This is a genomic window from Sphaerisporangium sp. NPDC051017, assembly GCF_040683095.1.
In the GTDB taxonomy this organism is placed as follows: domain Bacteria; phylum Actinomycetota; class Actinomycetes; order Streptosporangiales; family Streptosporangiaceae; genus Sphaerisporangium.
In genome coordinates this window covers 1-18,868 of the sequence record NZ_JBFBCI010000062.1, presented here as the reverse complement: position 1 = coordinate 18,868, position 18,868 = coordinate 1, and the positions used below count along the sequence as shown (strand labels likewise).

Genomic DNA, 18,868 nt, shown 5'->3' with positions numbered 1-18,868 from the left:
CTCGGCGCGCCCGGCCGCAGCGGCACTCAGCGTCAGGGACCCCTGCTCAGCGCGACGTACCTCTTCAGCGGCGGCAGGCCCACGCCGGCGACCGAGACGGATGCCACAAAAGCATTGATGTTCCGATTTTCCGCTAACGAAAGGAGTGCCGAGATGGAAGACGATGACGTTTCAGAGATCATGGCCCGATTCGAGGGGGCCGCGATCGACGCCGTGCAGCGGATCAGTCCGGTGTGGCTACGACAGCTCGCCGACCTGGTCGAACGAGGCGCATCGTGGTCGGAAATCCTGCGTTGCTCACCGACAGCCGACTACCAAGAATCGGCACAGCGCATCTGGAATGCTCTCTGGGAACTCGACGACTTCAGCGCACAAGCCGCCGCAGCGTACCTCCGTGGCGTGGCGGCAGGGTACGAATGCAACGGGAACCGAATCACGGCACCACCTGCCCAAAGCACCTCGTAGATCCATGCGGTGCCGCAAGAGACGGCTCCGACACGACAGGGCCGATCTTCTCCGGCAATCGAGTGACAGGGTAGATCAACGAGATGCATAATTCCCTGTATGAAGGCATACGTCGGGGTGACCGTCGTCTCGTTGGCCTTCACACCGACCCCTTCGCAACGCCACTACCGAACAAGGCCAACGATCTTTACATGAACGACTCCCCGACGTAAACGAATAGCACAGAAAACCTATCCGGATCACCCACCCCGGCACTCCACGCCATCAACTCCCCGGGATCGGGAGGCGACGCGAAATCTCGTCGTCCGGGAGGGCGAGTGCCCGCGACAGGACCTCCTCCTCAAGCGGCAAGCGCGAGTCGGGCGCGGCCCACGCCCTGCCGTACCGGTTGGCGAAGACGCCGGCCGGTGGTGGATCCGCAATCCGACACCCGCTGACTTTCAGCCGGAGCGGGCGGCGGCCTGCGCCGCCCGGATTCCCTCCGTCAGTGACCGGCAGGCGCGGGGCAGGTCGCGCAGCCGGTCGTGCAGGATCCGCAGCCCGGTCACGACGGCCTCGGCCGGCACCCCGCGCGCCCGCAACACGGCACAGGTCCAGGCGATGAACTCACCGAACATCGCCGCGTCGTCCACGTAGAGCGCGGCGCAGAGGAAGTCGGCGATGTGGCCCAGGTCCTCGGCGGTGCGCTCCATCTGCCGGGCATCGTAGGACGCCATCGGCGGGTAGGTGCGGGTGAGGGCGTCCAGCACGCCGGCCAGCAAATCGGGGCGGCGCTGGAGCAGCTGGGTGTACTCCTCGCCGGTCACGTGGGCCGGGGCGTCCGGAGAGGCGGGGAACGACGGCAGGGGGCCGGCCTCGAGGTTGTCGGCGGCCGCGTCCGCGGTGGGCGCCCACACGTCGGCGCCCAGCAGCCGGGCGTAACGCCCGTCGAGCCCGAAGCCGGTCCCGCCGGCCAGTACGGGCATCCCGGCGGACCGGCAGGCGGTGAGGACGGAGTGCGCGCGGGGCAGGCGTGTAGGCAGCGTGCAGCTCAGGGCGACCAGGTCGGGACCGGTCTGGTGCAGGTAGGTCATCAGATGCGGCCCGGGCACGCTGGCGCCGAGGAAGTCAACCTGCCACCCGCGCAGGCGCAGTACCTCGGCCAGGAGCCGGGCGGGCAGCGCGTGGTACTCCCCGTAGGCGCAGGCCACCGTGACCCGGCCACGGGTGGGCCGGGGACACGCTCGCACAGCGACGGCGGCTACAGCCGCCTCGCTGACGGCAGTGGCGGCGTGCTCCCGGGCGACAGACCACTGATTGGCCGCCCATAGCTCGCCGACCCGGCGCTGGGCAGGGACGACCAGCCGCAGCAGCAGGTCCTCGGCGGGGACGCCGTCGTCCAAAAGGCCGAGGACCAAGTCCACGGCGCCCTGATCGTCGGCCTCGCCGATCCGTTCCAGGTACAGGTCCAGGGCGACGCTGATCAGGCCGCTCATCAGATCGGATCTTCCCTGCCGGAAGGCGGACCGGACCGGATGGCCAGGAGCGCCTGGTCGTCGTGGTCGCCGCCGGCCAGCCAGTCGGTGCTGAGCTGCTCCAGCCGCTCCACCAGCGCCGAGGCCGGCATCCCCGCACAGCTGGCGAGGGCGCTCTTCAGCCGGTCCTCGCCGTACATCTCCCGGCCGATGGGGCCGCCGAAGGCCTCGGTGATGCCGTCGCTGTAGAGCAGGCACACCTCGCCAGGGGCGAGATCGACGGTGACCGGGCGCACACCGGTCTCCTCCAGCACACCGAGCAGGCAGCCGGTGGAGGCGACCTCGTCCACAGTGCCATCCTGGCGCAGGATCAGCGGCGGCGGATGTCCGGCCACCGCCAGGTCGATGCACAAGTGCCCCCGAGCGGCACGGTGCAGCGCACCCAAGACCAGCGTGACTTGGGAGTAGGGCACGGGAGAGTCCAGCAGGGACCGGTTGAGCAGGTCGACCAGTCGTTCCGGGCGGCTCTCCAGCAGCAACAGCGCGCGCAGGCAATGGCGCACCCGGCCGGCGAACACGGCGGCCTGCGCGCCCTTGCCACACACATCACCGAGGATCAGCATTGCCGCGCGCTCCGGCCCGCCTCCCGGCTCGGGCAGGTAGGCATCATAGAAGTCGCCCCCGATCTGGCCGGCCTGCTGGGACGCGCGCAGCGATCCAGCCAGCTCCATCCCTTCCAGCTCCGGCAGGGGCCGCGGCAGCAGGTCGGCGGTAAGGATCGCATTGATCGAGCTCTGCTTCTCGTACAGCACGGCTGCGGAGATGGCGGCGCCTGCACGTACGGCCAGGGCGCAGGCCATCATCTCCGCGTCCGCGTCGAACGCGGGGCCGTCGGCACGGCGGGCGAGCACCAGGGCCCCCGTGCATATCGCGTTCCCCGGCAGCGCCGCCACCAGCAGGCGGCGGGGCGGGCCGAATTCGCCGGGCAGCAGCCACTCAGGCGCGTCACCCGGGTCCAGCCACCGGATGGACCCCGGCAGGCCTGCCAACGCCTCCCTGAGACCGGGCACCACGGCGGCGGCCGTGGCCGGGACCTCGCCCTCCTCCGGCGCGGCCCGCTCGGCGACGGCACGTAGCCACCTCACCCTGCGGCGGTCGTCCGGCGACAGCACCACGGTGGCGGCATCGGCGAGGAACGACGTGGCGAGTTCCGCCGTGGCATGAGCGCACCGGCGGGTGTTCAGTGAGGCCGACAGCCGGGAGCCGATCTCCAGAAGGAATTGGGTACGGCAACTCTCGGCCTGTGCTTCTACCATCACCAGGCCTTCCGTGTGGCCTCCACCTACGCTACCCGCCGCCCTTTGCCGGCCATTACGGAAATAGAAGTAGTTTGCCGAGACTTGCCCAACCAACGGTGGTCGCTCTTCCGCGCCGCAAGGTAGCCGTCGACGAGCCGGCCCTCTCCATGGTCGCCTGACGCCCCTCTCGCGGTTGGACCCTCTCGGTGGCTGGAGCACCAGAGCGCTGAACCGGTGGCGCCGAGTGGTGATCTGAAGTAGTTCAGATAGCATGAAGTCATGGCGACGAAGAGCTTCCCGTACAGCGCCTTCTTGCGTGGGCCTTCTCAGGTGCTGCCCTCCCTGGACGATGCCGACGTCGTGCTGGAGCGAAGAGACGACGAGAATCTCGTCCTCATGCGCGCCGAGCGTTTCGAAGCCGGTGCGGCCTCGCTGCGCATCGCGGCCCGCGCCCTCGCGATCGTCGCCCGGCGTAACAGCGATCTGGCCGAGGAGGTCCTGGCCGAGGAACTGCCGTGGACGACCTGGCTGCCCGAGAGCGAGCGGCACGCATGTGTGCGTGAGCTCCTTGGGCATCTGCTGGCCGGAGCCGATACGGGCGAGCTGGTGCCCTTCAGCAGGGCGCTCATTTCCTGGCGTTCCACCGCTGTGGCGTGGAGCGACCCCCAGCTCGCCGGGGACCTCCAAGGGCCCTTCCCCGGCGATGGCGCGGAGGTTCCACGGCCGCTCGGCGAGTCGGCGTGACCGGGCGGGCACAGGAGGTGCCCCGCCCCAAGCCTTGGGTCGTACGGTTCGCCGACCGCAGAGCAGCCGAGGGCTGGAACCATCTTCTCGCCCAAACGGCGGAGAACCCGGACCGGGCATGGGTCGCGATCACCGCCGATCCGCGCCATGTGGACGGTCGGCAGCACCCCTTGAGAGGTGGACTTGGCATGGTGAAGGTGGGTGGCGAGTCGTTGGAGCAGTGGCAGTACGAAGCCACCTCAGGCGGGCGGATCTGGTACGCCATCGACGACGAGCACCGCACCCTGTGGATCACACGGGCCGGCACCGGGCATCCGAAACAGACCGACAACCGGAGACGCTGACAGCACTCCGCGCACATGCCCATCCTCAGGCATGTGCGCGGCGATTCCCGGACCCTGTTCCCAGATGGTGATGTCACCGTCTCACATCACCCGAGTCAGCATGGTGCCATTCCCCCGCGACGCCCGGCGTGCATCCTTCCAGTTCCGCCCCTTCCTGGCGGCCGGCCATGGCGCCGGCGACCGAGCCGGATGCCACAAGAGCATTGATGGTCCGATTTCCGCTAACGCAAGGAGTGTCGAGATGGAAGACGATGACATTTCAGAGATCATGGTCCAATTCGAGGAGGCCTCGATCGACGCCGTGCAGCGGATCAGTCCAGCATGGCTACGACAGCTCGCCTACCTGGTCGAACGCAACGCGTCGTGGTCGCAAATCTTGGATTGCTCACCGACAGCTGACTGCCAAGAGTCGGCAAAGCGCATCTGGAATGCGCTCTGGGAACTCGACGACTTCAGCGCACAAGCCGCCGCAGCGTACCTCCGTGGCGTGGCGGCAGGGTACGAATGCAACCGGAACCGAACCACGGCACAACCTGCCCAAAGCACCTCGTAGACCCGAACTTCTGGCGGCCCTCCAGTCCCGCGAGTTCCGTGTTCTGAGCCCAGGCGAGCCCTTCTTCTTCAAAAGCCACCAAAGGAGACCCTGTCCGCGGCGAGCCGCCCACTGCGACAGAGTGACCAGCGCCTCTTCGGTCAATGTTCGACTGGTGGGGCGGATGCCGGTCGGGAATGTGCCCATGCCGTTGCGAACAACAGCAGTGCGTACTCGTACACCAACCCGGGCCGGCGCGCTTCCAGGCATGGTGAGTTGCGGCCGTGTTCCGCGGGCCCATAGACCGTGAGGTAGGCGACCCGGTCGGTCACAATGACGCGATGCAGGTTGGGCAGATCGTAGAACCGCAGATGGACGTCTTCGCGATCGGAGGTCGCCGCAGTTATATACGCGGCGTTCAATCGGATCTGCTCCCCCAGCAGTCCGACGGCGAATCCTGGGTCGATTCGGAGTAACTCCGCTTCTCTCGCGGTAAGCCAGGACGCCGGGCCGAGATCCGGATCGGGTAGCAGTATCTCCACCGATCGCAACCGCTTGCCGATGTTCTCCCAGACGGCGGCGAACCCATCACGTGTCATCTCGTTCCCGCGCCCGGCGAGCACCTTCACCCAGCGGGCCCGGGCAAGTTCGGCCGGCAAATCGAGATTGGCCAGTTTCTGCCGGGCGTAGACGCGACGGACTCCCAGCCCGGTCAGTCGCGAGAGCAGGACCACAGGGAGTTGCCTCGCCCAGGGGGAGACGACCCACCCTCCCGCCACGGTGAGCGCCGTCGCAAGGATGGAGCTCAGCACACCGAGTACGAAGGTACCCATGGTCTCTGCTCCTGATCATCGAGGGTGACCGTGGACTTTCAGCGCTCACTGTCCGTCGAATCACCGAGCGGCAGGTAAGGAAGGAGCGCCCGCAAAACCTTGGCCGCATGCCAGGCCGCAGCGGCTTGGGGGTCGTCGCCCTTGTCCGGGTCCGCCTTATCCGATATGCCGCGAATAACCAGCCACCCCTGGACGCGGCCATCGCCGGACTGCTCATAGAAGGCGCGGACGAGCCCACCTGCCTCCATGTCCACCGCGCGGGTGGTGTCGTTGTAAGCGGCGAGGTAGCCACGTATCTCTGAGGCCGCATCCGCGATGACGGCTTCGCCGGAACCGATCGGCCCATGCAGCACCTGGTAATCACGGACGACGCCATCAGACCCTTGTGACTGAAATCTGGCCGGCTCGTCATGGTCGTCGAAGAACGTATTGACCGCGCGCAGGACCGGCGCGGGAGCCGGGACGTCCTCTCCCCTGCGCCACACTTTGCCCGGCGTCTCCTTGCGCCGGTCGTAGTACACGACCTGCGTGCCGATCACGACGTCTCCGACGCTGACATCCGTGTGAATCCCTCCGCCGATGCCGACGAGCGCGATGACCGCCGGCCGGTAATGCTGCCGCAGGTCTCCGAACGCGGTGACGGCCGAGCGCTGCCCCTGCGAGAGGGTCCGTATGGCGGCGACACGAGCAATCCGATCCCGGACCTGTACCTCGCCCTCGTGGAAGGGCAGTTCGCCGCCGCTCGACGGACGGAGGCCAAGGACTTCCCGGACCGCGCGTAGCTCGACCGGCTTGACGGCGATCACTCCTACATCGGCCTTCGGGCGACCATTCGGCACGAGCGAGGGACCGGTGACGTTGACGGTGGCGTTGTCCCCGACCGCCGATCCGCTGACGGTCGTGGTACCTCCGGCGGTGAGAATCCCGCTGTTCCGCACATGCGCCGCCATGGCGAACTCCTTAACGTTTGCGATCATTGACTATTCGCGTCCTCTCGGACGTCCATCCTGACCTGGGAATGGGAACCGACGGCGGAGCTGTGGACCTCGGTCGTTCCGCCCATATTCAGCACACCGCTGTTGATGATGGTGGACGCCTGCTTCTCGAACGTTGACGTATCGAGCCCTCTGCCGTCGAGAAATTTCTCTGCAGCCTTCAAAAGGCGCTGCTCTATGATCTTCATGTAGTCAAAGATGATGAACTTGTCCAGAGTTGCGTCCTCCCATTTCATGGATTTCAGTTCGCGGATGCTCGGTTGCGTTCCGAAGCCCGGTACACGACGCCGCAAATGAGAACGGCCTTTGTTCGCCCGTACGGCACGTGCGAGCGTCTCGGGTGCCGCCACCAGGCGCCACACCATGCCGACCGTCAGAGGAAGGTCACGCAACCCGGTCAGTGCGGAGCGGACGACGGCGACCCAGCCGCTTCGCCCGCCGGCATCGAAGATGCCGTACTCCTCCGGAGTGCGGGTCAGCGCACATGCCGCGAAGTCCATGCTGAGGGCGCGCCCCTTGACCGTCACCCGAAGATAGATGCTCGTCACGAGCTCTCCGGAGTCCGTGACGACGATCTCCAGGAAATGGTGGTAGAGCTTGTTCGGGTGGTCGATGATCGACCTGAGGTCCTCGGAGTCAGGATGAATATGAAGCGATTCCCGGTTTGCGGCGGATACATCCGCCTCCGCGATGTATAACCGGGACCTGAACTGGAAACCTCGGAGCTTGGTGGGGTGGTGGGCATCTTCCTCCGGCCGCATCGCGTCCAAATTTTCCTTGAGGTGATCCACCAATTGGTGCGCCTCGAAGGGAATGCCGACGCTGACCGGGGAATTCTTATCTTTCGGCAGTAGCTGGATCGCGAGCGGTGGGAGCCATCGGTGGATCGGCTGCCCACTGCCCACGAACAGGCTCGGCTTATCGAAAGGGTCCAGATCGTCGAACAGGGTTGGGGTGAGGACGGCCCGATCCTTTGAATCCGGCTCGGCGGATCGAGGGCGGGAGTACACCACGCAGGGATGCTCCTGCTGGGCGTGGATCGCTGCGAGCCGCCCGGTGTGCGGCACGGCTCGGAGCGACGTGGCGTTGTGCATCTTGTTGATGGCGATCCGCTTGGCGGCGGCCGACCCTGCTGCCCAGAAGGCGATGAACGACGCGAGCCACACCGCTCCCTCGACCACCTGGCCCAACGGCCGGCCGCCCAAGCCCGACGCCACCACCGGCACCAGAAGCAGCGGAAGAGATGTCCTGAGGCTGAGCCGCAAGAGCCGTGTATGCACCCTGAGAAGCTCCCTCTCACTCCCCCATCGGCCACGGTGCAGCCACCGGTCTGCCATCTCCTTGGTCTTCAACGGGGCGAGCACCCGCGCGTTGCGTAGCGCCGTCCGCATCAGGTGGCCGAGGGTGATCCAGCTGAGCGCCGTCAGGGTGACCGGGGTGTTCAGCGCGAATCCCATGATGAGCGTGGCGAGGATGCCGAAATCCTGGATGGCCTCGAGCGCCCACGCCCGCCAGGCGTGCCTGACGACGGCGACGAGATCGAAGCCGTAGGACGGGGGGACTCGACGCCGGGTGTCGTTGTACACCTTCTGGATCACGGTGGATCGGAAGTCCCGATCGAGGTAGACACCGGCGCAAAGGTTTCGAGTCGCGGCGTCGGCACGCGTCTCTTCGTGAAAGGCCCCGTTCACCGAGGCTCCCGGCGGTCGGCCATGACGATCCCCCACTCGAACGTTTAGGTAGGAGTGACCTTAACTTGCCGGAGATTTTGAGTCAAGGTGACCTTTAGCTAGGGTGAGGGTCGTGACCGAAACCCCGCTAAGGGCGTCGAAGCACGCGCCCATCTTCGTGACCGTCGATCTGGTGATCTTCACGGTCCGCCAGGACGCGCTGCAGGTGCTGCTCATCGAGCGCGGCAACGAGCCGTACTTCGGCCTTCCCGCGCTTCCAGGCGGTTACGTCCGCGAGGGCGAGACTCTAGACCAGGCCGCGCTGCGCGAACTGAGCGAAGAGACCGGGGTCGACGGCCGACGGTTGCATCTGGAACAGCTCCGCGCCTACAGCGACCCTGAACGGGATCCGCGGGGTCGGATCATCACCGTGGCTTACCTCGCCCTCGGTCCCGACCTCCCCCAACCAGTGGCCGGAACCGACGCCCGGGCCGCGCACTGGATGCCTGTGGCATCCGTCGTCGAGTCCGCCTCCCTGGCGTTCGACCATTCCGTCATCCTGCGCGATGCTCTCGAAAGGGCCAGGTCACAGCTGGAGTACACCACCGTGGCCGCCGTCTTCTGCACCGAGCCGTTCACGGTCGGGGACCTCCGGCACATCTACGAGGTCGTCTGGGGTTTCTCGCTGGACCCCAGCAACTTCCGCCGCAAGGTCACCCACGCCGAGAGCTTCCTGGTACCGACCGGTGGACGACGCTACCCCGACGTAGGCCGCCCGGCCGCGCTGTACCGGCGCGGACCAGCGCGGTTGCTCGTCCCCCCGCTCCTGCGGTCAGGGGACGTGACACGTTCGTCATCGATGCCCGTGGCACCCTTCCCTCTGCCCTCCGTATAGCCACCGCGAAGGGTCAGGTCTATTCGGAGTCCGTCGCCCCCTTGGCGCGGCTCACGAACCAGTCGAGCGAGGCGACCACCACGTCCCAGGCGGCGTCGTTCGCCATCAAAGCGATGTCGAACGAGGGGTACAGCTCCAGTTTCGCCGCGGGCAGTTCGACCCCGGGGGCCTCGTTCAGTCGCCGGCGCAGCTCGTCCCGCAGAAGGGGATCGTTGAACGGGACGCGCTTCTTGTGCGTGGCGAACGGTACCTCGACCGTCTTGGAATAGAAGCGGACGATGGGCTGGATCTCGCTGCCGATTCTGATGAAGGGCGCACACGAAGCGCCTGCCGACCGGCCGAACTGCACCTCGCCACCGCGGCCGCGCCACCAATCCAGCAGCCGGGAAACCGCACCCGCCGCCTGCGGCCCTTTCGCCTCGCCGAGTTGCTGGAAGAAGCGCTGTTCGTGTTCCCCGACTTGGGAGTAGTCCTCATCAGGGGCGAGCGCCGCCTCACTGAGGTCCACCGCCCCCGGAAGCTCCAGCAGTTCGGCCAACTCCCGGGCCGAGATCCGCTGGGCGGGATCCGCGCGGCCGGCCTCGTCGAGCCTGACGCCCTCGGCACAGAGCACCTCATGTACGTCGCGGTCGTCGTTCTCGTCGGCCCAGCGGAACCCCTTGGAGACCTGCCCGTTCGAGTTGAGCACCCGGTGAGCGTTGAGCACGCCCGATGCGGACAGGTGCACACCGACGGGCACGGCGTGTGACCCGATCAGCTCCGCCAGATCTCCATACGTCGTCCACGTGCCCGCCGGCAGTGCCGCGAGCGCGGAGTGCAGCAGGGTCCAGTCCCGCGAGGGGCCGACCGGGCCGAGGTCCAGCGGACTCGGCCAAATCTCGATGGCACGTGCGGCCAGCTCCTCGGCACGGCCCTGGATCTCTGCCTTGCCCCACCGCTCGTGCTTGGCGATCCGCTGGTTCATGGCCAGACCACTTTGGCCGAGGAATTCACGCTTCTTCGCGAACGGCATATTGCTCAGCTCGGAGTTGTAGCCGCTGAGAGTGAGGTTGCCCAGGGTGTGGACGAGTTCCTTGTGGAGCCGGTCGGCATCCCCGTCGGCGGCGAGCTGGTCCCGCCACTCGGCGGTCGGGCTCTGCGGCAGCACATGCTCGATGGTGATCTTCTTGTCGGAGAGCTCGACCGGTTCCTTCCCGCCGTAGGACTCCTCCAGCCTGCGAAGCACGAGCTTCTGCTGCGCGGTGCGCCCCTGCCAGTAAAACGCCCGGCTCCGGATGTCGGTACGGAACTGCTCGTCGGACGACCAGTACAGGCGAGCCGACGACAGACCGGTACGCACGACCTCGGCCACCGGCTCCTCGCCGGTCAGCTCCGGGGTCAGGCGCATGAAGATCTTGTTGAGATTGCCGGTGGTGACTCCCCCGATGAGACGGCGGACCAGGAAGCTCTCGATGTAGCGCTGCGCCTCGATCACCTCGTCCTCAGACGCCTCGCCGCTCTCGTGGAGCTCCAGCAGCCGCATGATGACGGGGTAGGCCGTGTTGCCCTTCCATTCGTTCAGGAACCGCAGGCGCGCGTCGACCTCAGACTCACCGGTCGGCGCCAGAATGCGCTGGAGGTAGCGGGACCGGCGTGCGAGGTCCTTGACGTACGCCTCGACCCGGTCCTCGACGTGCTTCTTGTCCATGGTCACGGAGCGGAGCAGGTCCTGGTGACCGCGATAGGTGTCGTTGTACTGGGCCTCGTCGCCCCGGTCGAGGATCAGCGCCAGGTACATCAGCTGATCCATCCCCTTGGCGCCGAGCTTCTCCTGCATGGGTAACCAGTAGGTGTCGTACACGAACTGGCCCTTGGTGGGCAGGTGCATGAAGACGTAGTTCCGGATGAGGTCGACCTGGCTGAGCCGCATACCGGTGTTGTTGATGGACTCGAAGATCCGGAAGGCGTTGTCATCGCCCTCTACGACGATCTGCACGAGGTTCAGCCGGTTGAGCACGACGCTCTCGATGCGCGCGATGTCTTGCGGGTCCGCCGGGTCGTCGACCTCGACGAGCTTGGTGCGGAAGAACTGGTATGCGGACGCGATGAGGCTCCCGGTGGCGCCGAATGGCTGACCTTCGACGCAGTCTTTGAACGCCTGCCGGTCCACCTGGGTGGGCAGCAGCCGGTAGCGGGCGTCACCGGGACGAAATCTGTTGATCAGATGGGTCTCGTTGATCCGCTCCCGATGCACCGGATCTTCGGCGGCCTGATGATCACGCAGGGCGCAGAGGGCGACCATCAGGGTCGTCAGCCGCTGCTGGCCGTCCACCACCAGCCACTCGGGGTTTCCCGGCGAGTTGTTGGGGCCGGGGGCGAGGACGACCGAACCGAGGAAGTGGCTGTTGTCCTTGCCTTGCTCGATGCGGTCCGCCTGGAGTTCGATGTCCCGCCACAGGGTGGACAACTGCTCGCGCTCCCAGGAGTACGGCCGCTGGTACAGCGGCACGAGCAGTTGCTGCTCCCCAGCGATGATCCCTCGCAGCGTCGTCTCGTTGGCCTTCACACCGACCCCTTCGCAATGCCACTACCGAACAAGGCCAACGATCTTTGCATGAGCGACTCCCCCACGTAAATGGATAGCACAGAAAACCTATCCGGATCCGCCCACCCGGCACGCCACATGCCGCCAAACGTGAGAACTCAATACCAGTCACGCATATCTCACATAACAGGAATATGCCTCATGGCGGGACTTCATCGAGATTGCGACATGCGCCAGCGCCCACGGAATGCGGCATGGATCGCACTCCTGATCGGATCGAGGCGAACTTTCAGAACTAGCGCTCTGCAATCGCTCCATCATTTAGAGTTACCAACAGGCTGGTATCCCGTCAGGACCCGGAGCAAGAGCCGATCCACTTCGCCGATCGGCTGGCGATTCGGTCACCCCCGGAGGTGAGCAAGGCATGCCCGCACCACGCAAGAGCACCGACCGCTACAAGTCGATGGCCCACTATTTCGGGGCACTCATCCGCGATCTGCGCGATTCGTACGAACTGCGGGTCGGCGAGCCGCTGACCGTCGCCCAACTCGCGGCCAGGACCGGCTATTCACCCTCGATGCTCGGAGCCATCGAGCGGGGCCAAAACCTCCCGGAGTCCGGGGTTCGCATCCAGGCGATCGACGACGCGCTGCGCGCGGAAGGCCAGTTGAAAGTCCTGTGGCCGGTGGTGCAACGCCTCGGACATTGCACCCTCGACGAACTGGCCTCCGCGACAAATCGCACTATCGCCGGTTACCGTGAATACGGCAGCAGCGCACTCCCCCAGGGAGATGATATGGAACGCCGACAGCTCTTCCAGTTGGCCGGCCTCGGCCTGTTCGCGCAAAGCCCCCTGTTCAACGCGGGGGAGCCCGTCCGCCAGATGCTCGAACGAGTCCTGAACACAGCCGACAGTCTCACCGTCGATGACTGGCAACGCACTTGTGCGGATTATCTGCACGCGGTGCTGACTCGTCCCCCCGCGACGGTCCGCGACGACCTCGTGCTGGACCTGGCGGCCCTGCAGCAAGTGATCGCGAGGATCCCGCCGGAGCGCGCCGCCGATCTACAGCGGGCTGCGGCATGGCTGTCCGCCCTGCACGCGAACGTTCTCACCCGGCTCGGCGAGTACGGGGCGGCCCGCCGCTGGTGGACCACAGCTCGCCACGCCGCCGACTCCTCCGGCGACACGGACATGAAGGTCTGGGTGCGCGGGACCGAGGCCGTGTTCGCTCTCTATTCACCACGTGCACCCGAGGCCGTCCTGACCTTGGCACGCAGCGCGCGATCCCTGGCCGGTGACCGGGTCACCACCGGCCACATCAAGGCCGTTTCGGCAGAAGCGCAGGCGTTCGCGGTGCTGGGCAGACAGCAGGAGGCCCGCGACCGGCTGCGTCACCTCCAGGAACTGGCCGCTCGCGATGTCGTGGGCGAGAAGTACGGCTGGCAACCATCAGAAGTGTGGTTCACCATTTCGTGGGTGCTCTCCCACGATGGCGCGCCGGAGGCCGGGCGCGAGGCCCGCGACCGCCTTCTCGCCATGTCTCCCGCCTACCAAAACGGAACAAACGTCCGGCTGCACGAAGCCATCGGCATCGGCAAGCAAGGCGGCCACAACGAAGCCCTGCAGCTCGCCACGCAGGTCATCGCCGGCCTCGACCCCGCCTACCGCTCACAGATGATCCTGCACACCGCTCGTATGGTCCTCGATACCGTCCCCCTCGAAAAACGCGCCGCCCTCCCCGCGCTCGGCGACTACCGCGCCGCCATCAGCGCCTCGGCCCCCAACTGACGGGTGCTCTCAGGGAACCCGACAAGTTCAACGCCGAAGCCGTTCGGGCCCCGTATATCCGGGCGTCGCGGTCGAGTGGGCATGAATCCTCCCCGAGCGGCAGGACCTGCTGGGCGAGTACGGCTCAGCGCCGGGTCTGCGGTGCTACCGGCCGGATATTCGCCAGGTAGCCGGGAAGGACATCGGCAGGTTCACCACTCATGGTGCTGAGCGCGTCCCGAAGCAGACGCGCATCGGCTTCGGTGATCTCCAGCAGGGGCCGTCGTAGGCGTATCGACCATGCGCCGGCTCTCTTGTCAGGAAAGGTCTCAAGCTGTGGCACCAGCGGTACGAGTTCGACTCCGGTGAGATAGGGCGTGAGCTGCTCCACCTTGATCTCGCAGCCGCGCGTGAAGTCACGCCCCGCGATGGTGACGGGCTCCTCGTACGCCACGACATCAGAAAGGACCTTCGCCGTACCGATCACCCGTGTACGATCCCGCGTCGGGTTGTGCCAGCAACCGCGCGTGGTGAGGATGAAGAGCTCGTCCCCGACCTTCAGCTTGCCCACCTCGCTCCGGCTCGTCGGAGGAAAGGCCATCCGGCCCTCCCGGAGCACCCAGGCGACGGCCTCACGTTCACCGAGAATCAGCAGGTACGAGCTCACGATCATCACCGTATCGAATAGTTGATCCAGCAAGCCGTTCGACGGCATCGAGCAGTTCGGCCGGCTGCAGGGTCAGGTCGATCGCGTGCCGCATGATGTCGACCCCTGCTCGGCGCACAACGTGCCGGTACGGTCAGCGTGGCTTCCCGCTCGGCCGGCCTCACTTTTGTGACAGCAGGTTTACCTGAGGCTGAGGGGTTTTTACGACAAAAGGTATGCGCTCGAAGCCCGGGGCCGACAGTTCTCACCGCCTGCCGGGCGCGGGTCGTAATGGTACGAGATTCAACCGTTGCACCTTTTAGTGCATCACCTCGTGCTTGAGGGCTAGGATCTTTTCTCTTGTGGCGTGCTCATAGCCGATAGGGAGCGAGATTCTCGTGGCGAAGGACGTCCGTTGCTCCTTTGGTCCCGGGAGCCGGACGCCTCCCGGCGAGACCTCGGCTCCCGCACCTTCGGGCGCCGCGACACCTGTGCACCGCAGTGCCTGACCAGGCAGTTCCCCCGCCCGGGTGATCCCGGCCCAGGTGGCATGTGCTGCACCGACCTGAAGGAGGATCCGCATGAACAGCTCGGCGTCCCGCGCCCGTGACCCGCAGCTCGTGGGCGCCACGACCCGGCTGGTGGAGTTCCTCCGTAACCTCGCCACGGCCCGGCGACCTCCCGTCCGAGATGTGCGCGACCACGACCGGGTACTGTGGCTGGCCGACCTGCCGAAGGCCCTCCAGGCCAGCCGGACAGCCGGACATGGCGATGTGCTGCTCTCTGTCCTGCACGAGCGAAGCGTGCTTCCTCCAGCCGCGCCTGAGGTGCTCGGCGGATGGCTGCGGCAGGACGAGGTCGCCAATCCCGCACTGGAAGCACCGCTGCTGGCCGGAAACGGTCCAGGCAAGGTGACGGAGGTCGGCGACGACGGGGAGCCGAGGCTCCGGCCGGAGCGGCAGGAGGATCGGCCCGACGTCATCGAGGCGTTCACGAGATGGCTGCCCCGATGGCAGGAATGGGCCGAGCAGGAGCGTGAGCGGCGGCGTCGGCAGGACTGGCACCGTGACCTGTACTCCGTCCACATCCAGCTCAGCCCGATGGAGGACGAGTTGGAACTCGTGCTCGGGGTCGGCCTGTTGTCGTGGATCGCTCCAGACGGCAGCCGCGTCCGGAATCATCTGATCCGCACGCGCGTCCATCTGCGCGTGGATCCGGACACCGAACGTATCGACGTGGTGCTCGGCGAAACGGCCCCCGTGCTCCAAGATCGCGAATTGCTCGCCGATCTTCCTGGGGTGACCTTTCATCGCAGCGAACGCCTGCGTCAACGCGTCCGGGAAGGAGAGGGCGTCGGGCTACAAGACTCGATGGTCGACGTACTGAAGTCGTGGTGCGACCGCGGACTGGAGACGGCGGCTGAATACCGAGCCGGGTGGGAGCCGTCGCCGGCGGCCACCCGCCCGGCAGAGGTACGGCTCGCTCCCGCGCTGATGCTTCGCAGGCGTGACCGCGGCTCTCTGATCTCCTACTACGACGCCATGATGGACACATTGACCGGCCCGGATCCGCAGGCGCCCCTCGGCTTCGCGCAGTTGGTGAGCGCGCTCGAGCCCGCCGAGCGGATGGCGTTCCTGCGCGAGCGCGCAACCCCCTCTCGCGGATCGATCGGGGACGAGCCGCTGTTCCCGCTGTCGGCCAACCCAGAACAGCGCAAGATCATGGAACGACTGCGCGGAGACAACGGCGTGGTCGTCCAGGGACCACCGGGAACGGGCAAGACGCACAGCATCGCCAACCTGCTGTCCGCGCTCCTCGCACAAGGCCAGCGGGTGCTGGTCACCAGCCAGAAAGCCCAAGCACTGCGGGTGCTCCGGGACAAGCTCCCTGAGGAGATCGCCAAGCTTTGCGTGTCGATGACCGACCTCGGCCGGGGCGGTTCCCCGGAATTGGAAGGCGGCATCAAGGCGCTTTCCGCCCGCTTCTCGGGTTTCGACCCGGGGCGGCAGGCGAGGCTCATCGCCGAGAAACGGCACCAGCTCGACTCCGCGCGCCGCAGGATCGCCGACCTCACCGAGCGCGTCCGCTCGCTGCGCGAGTCGGAGACCTATGTGCACCCGGAGGTGGCGCCCGGCTACTCGGGAACGCTCACTGCGATCGTCGAACGCCTGGGTCAGGAGGAGGCGGACTGCTCGTGGATGCCGCCGCCGCCAGCCACGGCGCCTGCGGTCCCTCCATTCTCGGTGGGCGAGGCGGCCGAGTTGGTCGAGCTGCTGGCGACGGAGACACCTCAGCGAAGTGCGCGGCCGGCCCAGCGGATCCCCGACGCGACCGCCCTCCCTGCGGTGGAAACGATGAGGGCACTGATCGCGGCGGAACAGGCGGCGCAGACCTCCGCCCGTGAGGCCCGGACGCAGGTTTCGGCGCGCCTGGAGGATCTCGACGTCCCGTTGCTCGCTCACCTGGACCGGGTGGCGGGTGATGCGACCCGGCTCCTGCGGGAGCTCGGGCTGCCGGAGAGCGTCGAGGACTGGGACACGGGGGACTGGCTCGTCCGCGCGCTGGTGGACGTCTTGGCCCGACGGGAGACGGCGATCTGGGATCAGCTCGCCGCGCACGCGGCACGGCTCGCCGACGCGCGGCGCGCGGTCGAGGTGCTCGGCTTCCGGAAGATCGACTATCCCTCGCCGCAGGTGATGGGGAGTGTCGCCGCCGTCTTGCCCTCTGCCCGCGCCCTGCGCGACCACCTCGCCGCCGGCCACCAGCTCAAACGCGGCCCCTTCCGGCCCGCCGTTCAGAAGCAGACCGAACCATGGCTGAACGGCACGCTGGTCGATGGGGTCTCGCCGTCGAATCCCGAGCTGCTCGCGCTCGTCATCGCCGATCTGGAGGGCCGCGCGGCCGTCGACGAGCTGTCGCGCGGCTGGTCGCTCGTCGGCGTGGAGGTCCGCGCCGATCTCCCGCTTCAGCGTGCGGTGGCCCAGCTCACCGACGCGTATGACAAGCTCGGCCTGATCCGGCAGGTCGGGGTGGCGGTGGCCGAGACGTCGGCGCAACTCGTCCGTGCCGGCGTCCACCTGCCGCTGCGCACGCCCTCGGCCTGGGCGGATTACACCTCTGGTCTGCGCGCCGTGCGGCTGATCCTCGAGGCCGAGCGGGCCACGGCCGAGCTCGATGCCCTCCACACACGGCTGCACCAGGAGATCGCGCTCGGCGCCGCGGCACCGGAGCTGTCGGAGGCGGCCCGCGCGGTGGCCGCGCGCGACGCGACCACCTATCAGCTGTGCCTCAACGCGCTGGCCAGCGCCCACCGCGAACTCGCCGACCAACGGCGGTGCGACGAGCTGGCTGGACTCCTCCGCGCCACCCACCCCGCGCTGCTGGATGTCCTCCGGCAGGCAGGCTGGCGGCCCGAGTTCTCCACCTGGGACCGCGCGTGGGCCTGGGCCAAGGCGCAGACGTTCTTCACCGAACAACGCCGGCCCGGCCTGGAGCAGCGGCTGGAGGCCGACCTGGAGGCCGCGACCGCGCAGGGCATGCGCATCACCGCGGAACTCGCGGCCGAGCAGGCATGGGAGGCCGCCCTCGGCAGGATGAACGCGAGCCAGACGACGGCACTGAAGGCCTACCAGGACCACATGGCCAAGCTCGGCAAGGGAACCGGCAAGCACGCCGGCAGGTACCTCGGGTACGCCCGCGACGCCATGGCCGACGCGCGGGACGCGGTCCCGGCCTGGATCATGCCGCTGCGGCAGGTTCTGGAGACCATCCCGCCGGTCCGCGACTCCTTCGACGTGGTGATCGTGGACGAGGCCAGCCAGGCGAGCATCGAAGCGCTGTTCCTGCTGTGGCTCGCGCCCCGGGTCATCGTGGTGGGCGACGACAAGCAGTGCGCGCCTTCGGCCATCAGTCATGGCGAGCTGGACCCGATCTTCGCCAAGCTTTCGAGCTACCTGCCGGACATGCCCGCCTACCTGCGAGGCGCGTTCACCCCGAACTCGAGCCTATTCGACCTGCTGGCGATCCGGTTCGGGTCGGTGCTGCCACTCAAAGAGCACTTCAGGTGCATGCCGGAGATCATTGACTACTCGTCCCGCCAGTTCTACTCGGGCGAACCGCTGGTGCCCCTTCGCCAGTTCGGCGCCGACCGGCTGCCGCCGCTCAAGGTCGTCCGGGTCACCGAGGCGTACACCGAAGGCTCGGACACCCGCCTGCGCAACCGGGTGGAGGCCGAGGCCATCGTCGCCAACATCCTCCAGTGCGCCGGAGATCCGGCCTACGGCGGCAGGACGTTCGGGGTCGTCGTGCTCCAGGGGTCGGGCCAGGTGAACCTCATCCACGACATGCTGCTCGACCGTATGGACACCAGGGAGTGGAGCAGGCGGCGTCTGCGCGTTGGCACGCCCCCGGACTTCCAAGGCGACGAGCGTGACGTGGTCTTCCTCTCGATGGTGGTCGCCGAGAGGCGATCCGCCTTGACGAGCACCGAGTGGCGGCGCAGGTTCAACGTTGCGGCCTCCCGGGCCAAGGACCAGATGTGGCTGTTCCACTCGGTCAGCCCCGACCTGCTGTCGCCGGCCTGCCTACGCCGCTCGCTGCTCACTGAGGGGCCGAGATCATTCCGGACAGCGGAATTTGTGATTGTACTTTACGAGGCCAGCTGAAGCTCTGCGTACTCATCGAGAGCCTCGAATGGC

14 protein-coding genes are annotated in these 18,868 nt (G+C 67.0%); 7 read left to right on the top strand and 7 right to left on the bottom strand.

The window, feature by feature from the left end:
* The first annotated feature begins 153 nt into the window (after positions 1-153).
* The gene (locus tag AB0M95_RS33560; RefSeq protein ID WP_363773440.1) at positions 154-465 is read left to right on the top strand and encodes a hypothetical protein; all 312 of its coding nucleotides are present in this window, start codon (positions 154-156) and stop codon (positions 463-465) included.
* Positions 466-905: 440 nt separating this feature from the next.
* Here the strand turns inward: AB0M95_RS33560 and AB0M95_RS33555 are convergent, their stop codons facing one another.
* Entirely contained in the window at positions 906-1,940 is a 1,035-nt protein-coding gene (locus AB0M95_RS33555) for a cobalamin B12-binding domain-containing protein (RefSeq protein ID WP_363773437.1), read from the bottom strand.
* Complete coding sequence (locus AB0M95_RS33550; protein WP_363773512.1) at positions 1,940-3,235, bottom strand: SpoIIE family protein phosphatase; 1,296 nt, start codon at positions 3,233-3,235, stop codon at positions 1,940-1,942. The genes AB0M95_RS33555 and AB0M95_RS33550 overlap by 1 nt, the downstream gene beginning before the upstream one ends.
* A 261-nt stretch (positions 3,236-3,496) precedes the next feature.
* On the opposite strand from AB0M95_RS33550, the gene AB0M95_RS33545 reads away from it, so the two are divergent.
* The 3 genes from AB0M95_RS33545 to AB0M95_RS33535 all read left to right on the top strand — a co-directional run bounded on the left by AB0M95_RS33545 (position 3,497) and on the right by AB0M95_RS33535 (position 4,858).
* Positions 3,497-3,961: a hypothetical protein gene (locus tag AB0M95_RS33545; protein WP_363773434.1), complete on the top strand. Its 465-nt coding sequence runs from the start codon at positions 3,497-3,499 to the stop codon at positions 3,959-3,961.
* A 188-nt stretch (positions 3,962-4,149) separates the two neighbouring features.
* Positions 4,150-4,305, top strand: a complete 156-nt coding sequence (locus AB0M95_RS33540; RefSeq protein WP_363773431.1) for a hypothetical protein — start codon at positions 4,150-4,152, stop codon at positions 4,303-4,305.
* A 241-nt stretch (positions 4,306-4,546) separates the two neighbouring features.
* Positions 4,547-4,858 (top strand): hypothetical protein, encoded by a 312-nt coding sequence (locus AB0M95_RS33535; protein WP_363773428.1) that lies wholly within the window; start codon positions 4,547-4,549, stop codon positions 4,856-4,858.
* Positions 4,859-4,998: 140 nt separating this feature from the next.
* Here AB0M95_RS33535 and AB0M95_RS33530 read toward each other — a convergent pair whose 3' ends face one another.
* Genes AB0M95_RS33530 through AB0M95_RS33520 form a run of 3 tightly spaced genes read right to left on the bottom strand, consistent with a single transcriptional unit; the run spans position 4,999 to position 8,356 of the window.
* Entirely contained in the window at positions 4,999-5,670 is a 672-nt protein-coding gene (locus tag AB0M95_RS33530; RefSeq protein WP_363773425.1) for a hypothetical protein, read from the bottom strand.
* A 38-nt stretch (positions 5,671-5,708) separates the two neighbouring features.
* Positions 5,709-6,620 (bottom strand): hypothetical protein, encoded by a 912-nt coding sequence (locus AB0M95_RS33525; RefSeq protein ID WP_363773422.1) that lies wholly within the window; start codon positions 6,618-6,620, stop codon positions 5,709-5,711.
* 23 nt (positions 6,621-6,643) lie between these two features.
* Complete coding sequence (locus AB0M95_RS33520; RefSeq protein ID WP_363773419.1) at positions 6,644-8,356, bottom strand: hypothetical protein; 1,713 nt, start codon at positions 8,354-8,356, stop codon at positions 6,644-6,646.
* Between the two features lie 112 nt (positions 8,357-8,468).
* Here AB0M95_RS33520 and AB0M95_RS33515 point away from each other — a divergent pair, with 112 nt between their 5' ends.
* Positions 8,469-9,230 carry an NUDIX domain-containing protein gene (locus AB0M95_RS33515; RefSeq protein ID WP_363773416.1) on the top strand — a complete coding sequence of 254 codons (762 nt, stop codon included), beginning with the start codon at positions 8,469-8,471 and terminating at the stop codon, positions 9,228-9,230.
* Between the two features lie 19 nt (positions 9,231-9,249).
* Here AB0M95_RS33515 and AB0M95_RS33510 read toward each other — a convergent pair whose 3' ends face one another.
* Positions 9,250-11,775 (bottom strand): DUF262 domain-containing protein, encoded by a 2,526-nt coding sequence (locus tag AB0M95_RS33510; protein WP_363773414.1) that lies wholly within the window; start codon positions 11,773-11,775, stop codon positions 9,250-9,252.
* Positions 11,776-12,178: 403 nt separating this feature from the next.
* Between AB0M95_RS33510 and AB0M95_RS33505 the strand changes: the two genes are divergently transcribed.
* Positions 12,179-13,546: a helix-turn-helix transcriptional regulator gene (locus AB0M95_RS33505; protein ID WP_363773411.1), complete on the top strand. Its 1,368-nt coding sequence runs from the start codon at positions 12,179-12,181 to the stop codon at positions 13,544-13,546.
* 124 nt (positions 13,547-13,670) lie between these two features.
* Here the strand turns inward: AB0M95_RS33505 and AB0M95_RS33500 are convergent, their stop codons facing one another.
* Positions 13,671-14,198, bottom strand: a complete 528-nt coding sequence (locus AB0M95_RS33500) for a hypothetical protein (RefSeq protein WP_363773509.1) — start codon at positions 14,196-14,198, stop codon at positions 13,671-13,673.
* A 554-nt stretch (positions 14,199-14,752) separates the two neighbouring features.
* Here AB0M95_RS33500 and AB0M95_RS33495 point away from each other — a divergent pair.
* Entirely contained in the window at positions 14,753-18,835 is a 4,083-nt protein-coding gene (locus AB0M95_RS33495; protein ID WP_363773408.1) for a DEAD/DEAH box helicase, read from the top strand.
* The last annotated feature ends 33 nt before the right edge of the window (positions 18,836-18,868 follow it).